Raw genomic sequence first — 8750 nt, forward strand, 5'->3', positions numbered from 1 at the left:
GCCTGTTTATCTTACCTTTCTAATGCAAAAAGCAACCGAAAAACCGGCTGTTCAATTAAAAGCAGATTCTCCATAGGCCATATGCTTAGTTTTATAAAGAAGCGACAAACTAGACCTTACTATCATTTCCTAGTCTGCCGCCGTTACGTAATAATAATTCCTGAATTAGGAATTATAGATTTCTCTATTTAGATCAACTATATCTTTATGTGTATATCCGCCTGAAGCCGACGATAGCTTATCTATCACTTTATCCCGTAGAAAAGGTGCTCTTTCTTTATTTGCTTTTTTTAATGCTTGGGTCAGTTCCTCTTTGGTTAGTTCTGTACAGTATGCTGGAGTTCCTGGCTGTTGTCTCCACGAATCGCTCAAAGAACCACTATCTACGGCGTCGAAACCTAGATCGTCTGCGACACTCATAATTATTTGTTTATGGGATAGGTCATCACCAGCAATCGCTACGGCAATGCGTCCATGATTCCCTTCGGGAGTTCCTTGATGTTCTAACGTATAGGCTAAGAAATTGTTGAAAGCTTTAATGATAGGCCTACCTAAATGTTTGGATACCCAAACACCTTCAACCATCCCGTTCTCAATTTCTTCAATTATACCGTTCATTTGAGGATAATAATTTGAAGTGTCTACAACGATTACTTCCTCCCCAACTTTATCTATAATGTTGCGAATGCTTGGCAATGCGTGGAAAGGAATCGATGTTATAAGAACATCAATATTTTTTATGACATCTTCTACGATCACTCTTGACAGCATGTCCATTATCAACTAATTTTTTCGCAATATTAGACCCAATGGGTCCTGCACCTATTATTCCGATTCTCATTTTTATCACTCCTAATCAGAGTCGGCTGGCTAAAAGCAACATTTTGTTCTGACTAATAGGGTAAACCGATCTATAAAACTCAGGTAACTTACCTCTTGATATCCCCCGATGTCAAGATTTATAAGCTGTCTTCATCACCCCAAAAATCCTTTCTTAGATCCGCCTAGAGTAAACATAGGCCCTGTACACATCTTGATATCACCGGTACTTCGGCCAAAACAGACAGCACTTATCGAAGTTACCAGTGTTCACGGGCACACTCTATATACAAGGAATTGGTATAGATACCAGAAGTACATCTCCCCGCCAACCTCACTAACTTCGTCTACTTTGCCAGCCTACTTCAAGTTATTCTCTATCTTCTTTAAAAGCTGCCTTAATAGTAAGCGCTCTTCCGGTGAAATGGAATGTAGTAATTTATCTTGCTCTTGTCTCCATTTAATATCAACCGGCTTCTCTAACTTTTTGCCCTTGTTTGTTAGAAAAATTCGCATAACCCTTGCATCTTGTTCATCACGTTTACGGTATATAAATCCGTTTTGCTCTAGTGACTTAACCATGTTGGTTACCGTAGGTGGTTCACATTTCAGATGTTCGCATATTTGCATTTGTGTAATACCATCACCTAGCCACAGCCGATAAAGCAAATTCTCCTGGCCTACATATAGGTTAAGTTCCCTTAAAGATTCGCTATAATCCCGGCGCATTTGGGAAGAAATTCGATCTAACGACTGACGAATATCACAATCAACCTTATCGTTCATAGTATACCCTCAACTTGTAAAGTATATTTAGCGGACTAACTATAACATGATGAAATTGAGGTGTCCACATCTCTATTGGCCGTTATTTTTTTGGCATATCCTTGCTTGTATAAATACTCCAGCATATCGGGGATATTACTTCTTTGGAGATGATCCTGGATATGCTCACATCCATCTTTTAACTTTTTTCACAGTAAACGGGGCTTTAACATAGACGGCTAGGAGGCTTATCGCAAGGCTCGCTCAGAAAGCAACTCAATGAGCTGGAGGACGACAGAATTATTCAGCGTGATGTGTATCCAGAAGTTCCACCACGGGTCGAATATTCGCTGACAGAGAAAGGAAACAATACTCGAACAATACATAGTGTTTATCGACGGTATAGAACAGAACGGGTTTTCCGTCACACTTACGCATTACTCTGACTGGCCATGCACCCCGTATTATCGTATCGTCGCTCCGCCAATTGCCCCAGGGTTTAACATAAGTTAAAAGGGCGCAGGGCGCCCCCGTAATCCAAATAGACTTCATTCACATACTTCCATCGACTTTAGCAATCTTGTAGAACTTCGAAATTGCATGTTGATATTTTCATCCGATAGAGTTGACAATCTCATCAATCACTTCTTGACATGTTAGAACTTCCTGAATGCCTCCAGCTGATTCAGATACACTTATAGTTCCGTTAACCAGATCACCATCTAACAATCCGATTTTGAACCCTTCTCCATAATATTTGTATGCTTCCACAGGCTTACCTTGATTAATGAGTTCTTGTGCTTTTTTTCCCGCTTCTGTAGGAATGGTTCTCAAATGCCCTGCTCCTGACTTAAATTCAATAAACTCTTCACTTTTTACCTTAACGATGGCGTTTTTTGCTTCTATACTCGCCGGATTTTCCTTAGTCACTATGAACCTTGTCCCCATGTAAACACCTTCTGCACCCATCGATAATGCTGCTTTCGCTCCCCGGCCATCTATAATGCCTCCGGCAGCAATCACAGGTATTTTTACAAGTGAAGTAATTTGCGGAACAAGCGAAAGTGTACTTATTTTATAATCACTCATATGGCCACCAGCTTCATAACCTGTAACGATAAGTGCGTCCACTCCTGATTTTTCAGCTTCGACAAGCTTTTCTACGGTTGGGCTTAAGTCTCTGTATACGACTGTAACGTCATGTTCTTTAAGCCGTTTCAGCTCACGCTCGACCACATTTAGTCCAATTGCAATAACGTATTTCACCTCTTCTTGTACCAATACATCAAAAACGGCATTAGTAAACGGGTCTTCTGTTGCTCCTCCCATGGGAAAGATGTAATTTACTGCAAAGGGTTTATTCGTCAGGGCTTTGACCTTGCGAATTTCTTTGGTTAGCCGATCTGCCATATCCTCTGCACTCGTCGCTTTTTCGGTCTGGCCAGCATTTGGCCCTAATACGCCCATCCCACCTGCGTTGGATACTGCTGCAACAAATTCCGCTGAAGTTACCCATGTCATTGCAGCTGAAATAATAGGATATTCTATTCCCAGTAGTTCTGTAATTCGGTTTTTCATGAATGATTTCCCCTCTTTTTTAAACGAATTTTCCTATCAATCTAGGATTTAGCATTCTACAACCTTTAGGCAGCCACTTTTCAATTGACTTGTCCAAAGCTTCTTTTTTGAGTCTCACCAACAATGGGATTGTGAGGAAGCATCATTAGTAAGTCGTTTGGTGAACGTCCTTGAGTTGGCATTCTCTTATCAGAATCTCCTTTCTGTGCTATATTTAATTAGCCTACTAAACAAAAAAATATTTAGCTTACTAACTGTTTTCTTTATTAGCATAAAGTCAATATGATCTTATGCAAAGAGGGCAATATAACTGGACAGANAGGAGAAACTCGCCGTTATACGGATATAAAAAAATTTCTTTGGGGTTTATCACAAGGTTCGCTCACAAATCAGCTAAAGGAGCTTGAAAATGATGGGATTATTAAACGTGAAGTATACCCGGAAGTTCCTCCGCGGGTGGAGTATTCGCTAACGGACAAGGGTATCAAATTACTGCCAATCCTTGAGAAAATGGAGGTCTTCGGTAAAGAATACGGAGAGAAACCTTGATCCGTTGAAGGTTAGAACAAGAAAGAACCATCCCATAAGTGCTCTCTCTTGGCCCCTTACAGGTCTTTTTGACAGTGCGGCAGGATTCACTTCATGTTACGGCCTGCTGATATGCTCGCCCTTCCGTAGAAGTGCTTTGTCACAAGGCTTCAATCTTAGGATCTCTCCACCAGTTGCCCGTTAGCTACGAGGCAACTTGGCTCTTACCTCGACCGGACTTTCACCGGTTAGTTATGCCTAACTTGGCTAGGCGCGCAAACTATATAAAAATAGGTGCTTCCATCATTAGGAAGCACCAAAAAAATTAATTGACAAACGAAATATTTTAAGTGTCCGACTTGCAATTGAAACTTTGGAACAAAAACTTCCACAAAAACATAGTTAAATATATTATTTATGCTCCTGGCGTTGGAGTGACTCTGAATGCATTTACAGTCTTGTCCATAACAACCTGTGCATCCCTTCCCGAATCAAGAATCGTATTTTGAACCGATTCTTTTTCTACAATTACTGTTGTTACGGTAAGCGGCTTTGATGCTTCGGTAGTCAACAAAGCGTCTACTTGCGCAGAGAAACAAGAATCACTTACCTTGGCATGAACCTCCGTGGCAACAACATGATTATTAGAAATATAATTTCCATTACCCGAAACAATACGTATGATTACAGGTGTTGCACCTACCGGCTTGATGTTCTGAGTATTANACCATACAAATCATCTAAACCATTGTCTATTCCCAGAAAAGGAGTCCAAGGTTCATGGTCACGTAAAAAGTGATTTGAAGAGACCAAGTTTTCCGAACAATTTGCCCTGAATACCACCATTCCTGGATAAAATGAATGAAGTCTATTATTTGTGATACTGGAACGTGTCACACCATTAAAATAGATACAGCTTGCACCTCGTGGAAAAACATTATTCGCTGTAATCAAAAGTCCACCAAAATTTTGAGCGAAAATTGAATATCCTTTAAAACCGGCTCCTATCAAGTTATCTGTTATTTTTGAAGCCTGTCCCCAACCTCGTAGTTCTATACAGTTACCACATTCAGCTATGAAATTATCATGTATAGTCAGTGCATCTGCATGATAAATAGTAATTCCATGCTCTAAATACACAAACCCCATGCCTGTAATGCGAAATGAGTCACAAGCACTTGCAACATAAATCCCCGTTTTCCCGTTAGTGTATGTGTTTTCCGGATTTGTTTCTCCTGAACCATTTTCAATATAATGCAAACCATCAATACAAAAGTCAGAAAACTCTACCGAACTTATTCGGGGATTTCCACTTCGTTCAACATAAAATGCAGCTCCTTTATATTCCTCGTCATTTACTTCTAGGGGAATATCTACGAGTATGCGACTTCCTCCCGGCCACAATTCATGCAAATCCGCCCATTCATTCTCAGAGGTATTAAAACGAATACTCGAAGATGTAAAACCGTGTCCAGAACCCATAATTTTAAGATAACTGATGTCTATAACTACTTGACTGCCAAGATGATAATCTCCCGGTGGAATATAGATGACCGCACCCGGCTTTCCGCCTTTATTCACATCAGTGTCCGATTGCCTACTTTTAATATCTGCTATAATGCTATTGATTACTTCACCAATATCCTCATACGGATTACCGACGGGCCACTCTGTTACGTCGTAATAATTTTTACTAGCCATAAATAAATTCTCCTGTCAATTAAGTGTGTTTGTTCGTTGTATTATTCCTTCACGGACCCGGCCAACATGCCAGATACCAGATATCTCTGTAAGAAGAACGAGATGACGATCACTGGAAAACTAAATAAAGTTGCTGCCGCCGTCATCGGTCCCAGATCCAAGTTGTATGCCGTCAAAAACTCCGACAACGCAACGGGCACGGTTTTTGCTGAGCTGCTCGTCAGTAGAAGTGCTAGCAAGAAATCGTTCCACGCCAACAAAAAGGTGAAGATCCCCGTCGAAATCATCCCTGGAATGGTGATCGGCAGAATGACTTTTCGAAAGCTCACAATCGGGGAAGCCCCGTCAATCGAAGCCGCCTCATCCATATCGACTGGAATGGCTTTAAAAAAGCTAATCATCATCCACAGTACAAATGGCATATTGACAGCTGCATACACCACGACTAGAGCAGGCAAATAATCATATAAACCGAATTTTTGGATCAATGCGTAAATTGGAACCGCGATACTGGACATCGGAATCATCTTGAGGCACAGGACAAGTACCAGGAAAAACCCGCTTAATTTCGATGCTGCTGTTCTGGAAATAGCATACGACGCCATAGATCCTAAGACCAGACAAATAAAAGTACCCACTGTTGCTGCAACAATACTGTTGAGAAAGAATCTACCCATTCCCGCATATTGTGATAATTGGATATAATTCTCGATCGAGAAGGCCTTTGGAAAGAAGGTTGGCGACGTGGAAATTACTTCATTGGATGGCTTAAATGAAGATAACAACATATATAAGTACGGAAATATAAAGAGGACCAAGAACAATGCAGCTACTCCGTACATGATGAAGATCCAAACATTGTCTTTTCTATTTCGCCCGAGTTGTTCTGCAAACAATGGAATCGTCTCCCTATACTTTTACTTTTCGCATGGATAGCAATGTAATTCCTACCAACAGCACAATGAAGATCACGGCCATTGCACTCGCATACCCTACATCGCCGTACCGTTGAAGCATCTTGTAAATATGCACGCTTAAGAGCTCGGATGAATTGACAGGTCCCCCTTGCGTCATGACCCATATAATATCGAAGGAACGCGCAGCATCAATAATCCGTACGACCAGAGCGCTCATAAGAATCGGTTTAATATTCGGTATTATTATCTTGAAAATCATTTGCGAACGACTCGCACCCTCGATTTCCGCTGCTTCGTATAGACTGTCCGGAACACCTTGAATCCCCGCTAGAAACATCAACATCATAAAGGGTGTTGTTAGCCAGACATCCGCAATGATACATGACAGGAGTGAAATTTTAGGGTCGGCCAGCCAGAGTATGCTGCTGGTGGATTCAATCAGCCCCAGCTTCACCAATAACGTATTAATAATGCCGAACTGGTTGCTCAGCATGAATTTCCAGATCAAGCCAGCCACGAGCGGTGCAATCATTAATGGCGACAAAATCAAGGTGCGCAAGAAGCGGAACCCACGATATTTATGCGTAAAAACAACTGCCAGGGTCAAGCCAAGTGCTGTCTCAAAGCCCACTGCCAACAACACATAAATGACCGTATTCTTAAACGAGTTCCAAAACGAAGCAGATTGTACGGCACGAAGGTAATTATCACCCCCCGCAAAAGTGCGTGTCCCAACTTCATTGGTAACAAAGAAACTGTCGAACACGAGCATGAATAACGGATATAACAAGAACAGGAACATAAAAATAGCTGCTGGCAAGAAAAACAACATCAATGTTTTCCGATCAATGGTCGAAGACATTCGTTTCTGAGATTTTTTTTTTGGAAGAGACGCTTCTGTTATCGTGATCATGTGCATTGTTAGTCTCCTTTCTTAGGTGGCACGTTCGAACGCACCACCTTTTTTTCTATCTGCCTAGAATTTCTTCGATTTGCTTTTTAGCCAATGTTAATTCCGTGGTTGGATCGCTGCCGGATAGAACCTTTTGCAGCATCGGCGAGAGAACTTCATTCTCAATTTGGCTCCACTGCGCAATCTGTGGTCTGTTCTGCGTCTGTGCTCCGTTAAGTGTCGCTTCAATCGCCTTCACATGCGCATATTGCGGATTATCAATATACTTTTCAAAGACTGACTTTCGAGCTGCTACCCCTAACGATTCCATATACAGTTCATTTTGATCATACATGAACTTGAGATATTGCTCCGCAATGTCTTTCTTCGGAGAATCCTTCAAGACTACTTGATACCAGGGCCCTGGCACCGCGCCAATTCCCTTCGCTCCCGCAATCATCGGTGCAGCACCGACCTGCCCTGGCAATACTTTATTTGAGGAGAGGTAAAAATGTCCCCACGCAAGCTGCATCGCCAATTTACCGTTATTAAACAGCTCCGCAGTTTCGCTACTTGCAATCGACAGATAATCCTCAGGGACAACTTTATCTTTGACAAGATTCTGCAGGAAGGTGAGCGATTGCAAATACGGCTCTTCAGTGATATTCACTTCGCCATTACGATCCAGCACCAAGGAATCAACACCCGCTTGAGCAACATGGTCGAGCCAACTGCTGACAGCATCGCCGCCTGTCTGACCGAAGACGGACGTGCCATACATTCCATTTCTCGTGAAGAATTTTGCAACATCCTCATACTCTTTCCAACTCGTTGGTGCCTTCAAGGCATAGCCGAATTCCTTCGCGAAGTTCGCTTGGTTATTCGGGTCCTCGAACAAATCTTTTCGGTAGAGCAAAATTTTAGAATTGGTCCAAGTCGGAATCCCTAGCAATTTCCCATTTATCGTAGCGCTTTCATTTAATTGAGGTAAGAAATCATTCATCTGTTCTTCCGTCAACACATTCCCTAACGGTTCCAGTCCTTTCGCTAACGAAGGAAACCATAATACATCAATAATGGCTACATCGTGAGTCGATTTTTTCGCATCAATTTCAGCCTTCAACTTATCGTATACTCCGCTATAAGGAACAGAATCGATCTTGATTTTATAGCCTGTCTGTTCCTCAAACTCCGCTGCGGTTTTATTCGCCACTTCAAATGCAGGACCACCGCCTTCAACTAATAGCGTTAACGTCTTGTCATTAGAGCTACCTGCAGAGTTACTTCCACATCCGACTAACACAACCAAGAAACAAAGAAACAGTACGGCACTCATCATTACACGTGTTGTTTTCATACTTTTCTCCCCTCTGCTTATCTTGAACAACCGGACAAAACCGTCGACAAAACCATACAACCAGCAAGAACACCAGACCATAATTTCCCTTGCACATTCATGTCGACATTGCTTTTCTTATCAATAATTTCGGATCAATGGAAGCGCTTCACTCATCACATATATATGTTATAATACATTTATGGGTTTGTAT

At 41.7% G+C, this 8750-nt stretch carries 7 protein-coding genes and 3 pseudogenes; 2 read left to right on the forward strand and 8 right to left on the reverse strand.

Annotation, left to right across the window (positions count from 1 at the left end; translation table 11 throughout):
• Positions 1 to 165: 165 nt before the first annotated feature.
• Both KIH86_RS10805 and KIH86_RS10810 read right to left on the reverse strand, forming a co-directional pair.
• Positions 166 to 841, reverse strand: a pseudogene (locus KIH86_RS10805) (NADPH-dependent F420 reductase).
• A gap of 338 nt (positions 842 to 1179) precedes the next feature.
• Complete coding sequence (locus tag KIH86_RS10810) at positions 1180 to 1605, reverse strand: MarR family winged helix-turn-helix transcriptional regulator (protein ID WP_223084163.1); 426 nt, start codon at positions 1603 to 1605, stop codon at positions 1180 to 1182.
• A gap of 218 nt (positions 1606 to 1823) precedes the next feature.
• Between KIH86_RS10810 and KIH86_RS10815 the strand changes: the two are divergent.
• Positions 1824 to 2030: pseudogene (locus KIH86_RS10815) on the forward strand (winged helix-turn-helix transcriptional regulator); the annotation flags it as partial.
• A gap of 166 nt (positions 2031 to 2196) precedes the next feature.
• On the opposite strand, the gene KIH86_RS10820 reads toward KIH86_RS10815, so the two are convergent.
• Positions 2197 to 3162: an NAD(P)H-dependent flavin oxidoreductase gene (locus KIH86_RS10820; protein WP_223084164.1), complete on the reverse strand. Its 966-nt coding sequence runs from the start codon at positions 3160 to 3162 to the stop codon at positions 2197 to 2199.
• A gap of 330 nt (positions 3163 to 3492) precedes the next feature.
• Here KIH86_RS10820 and KIH86_RS10825 point away from each other — a divergent pair.
• Positions 3493 to 3711 (forward strand): annotated as a pseudogene (locus tag KIH86_RS10825) (winged helix-turn-helix transcriptional regulator); the annotation flags it as partial.
• A gap of 394 nt (positions 3712 to 4105) precedes the next feature.
• Here KIH86_RS10825 and KIH86_RS30270 read toward each other — a convergent pair.
• The 5 genes from KIH86_RS30270 to KIH86_RS10845 all read right to left on the reverse strand — a co-directional run bounded on the left by KIH86_RS30270 (position 4106) and on the right by KIH86_RS10845 (position 8557).
• Entirely contained in the window at positions 4106 to 4402 is a 297-nt protein-coding gene (locus KIH86_RS30270) for a hypothetical protein (RefSeq protein ID WP_322098663.1), read from the reverse strand.
• Positions 4390 to 5391, reverse strand: a complete 1002-nt coding sequence (locus tag KIH86_RS10830; RefSeq protein WP_235775353.1) for a NosD domain-containing protein — start codon at positions 5389 to 5391, stop codon at positions 4390 to 4392. The genes KIH86_RS30270 and KIH86_RS10830 overlap by 13 nt, the downstream gene beginning before the upstream one ends.
• 41 nt (positions 5392 to 5432) lie before the next feature.
• Positions 5433 to 6287, reverse strand: a complete 855-nt coding sequence (locus KIH86_RS10835; protein WP_223084166.1) for a carbohydrate ABC transporter permease — start codon at positions 6285 to 6287, stop codon at positions 5433 to 5435.
• A gap of 13 nt (positions 6288 to 6300) precedes the next feature.
• Positions 6301 to 7221: a carbohydrate ABC transporter permease gene (locus KIH86_RS10840; protein WP_235775354.1), complete on the reverse strand. Its 921-nt coding sequence runs from the start codon at positions 7219 to 7221 to the stop codon at positions 6301 to 6303.
• Positions 7222 to 7276: 55 nt separating this feature from the next.
• Entirely contained in the window at positions 7277 to 8557 is a 1281-nt protein-coding gene (locus KIH86_RS10845; protein ID WP_223084168.1) for an ABC transporter substrate-binding protein, read from the reverse strand.
• Between the last annotated feature and the right edge of the window lie 193 nt (positions 8558 to 8750).

It is taken from the genome of Paenibacillus sinensis (genome assembly GCF_019904155.1).
GTDB classification, from domain to species: domain Bacteria; phylum Bacillota; class Bacilli; order Paenibacillales; family Paenibacillaceae; genus Paenibacillus_AQ; species Paenibacillus_AQ sinensis.

Bases quoted from the DNA above. Each gene is read 5' to 3' on its own strand.
- KIH86_RS10810 (WP_223084163.1), bottom strand. From the start codon at position 1,605: ATGAACGATAAGGTTGATTGTGATATTCGTCAGTCGTTAGATCGAATT.
- KIH86_RS10820 (WP_223084164.1), bottom strand. From the start codon at position 3,162: ATGAAAAACCGAATTACAGAACTACTGGGAATAGAATATCCTATTATT.
- KIH86_RS10840 (WP_235775354.1), bottom strand. From the start codon at position 7,221: ATGATCACGATAACAGAAGCGTCTCTTCCAAAAAAAAAATCTCAGAAA.
- KIH86_RS10845 (WP_223084168.1), bottom strand. From the start codon at position 8,557: ATGAAAACAACACGTGTAATGATGAGTGCCGTACTGTTTCTTTGTTTC.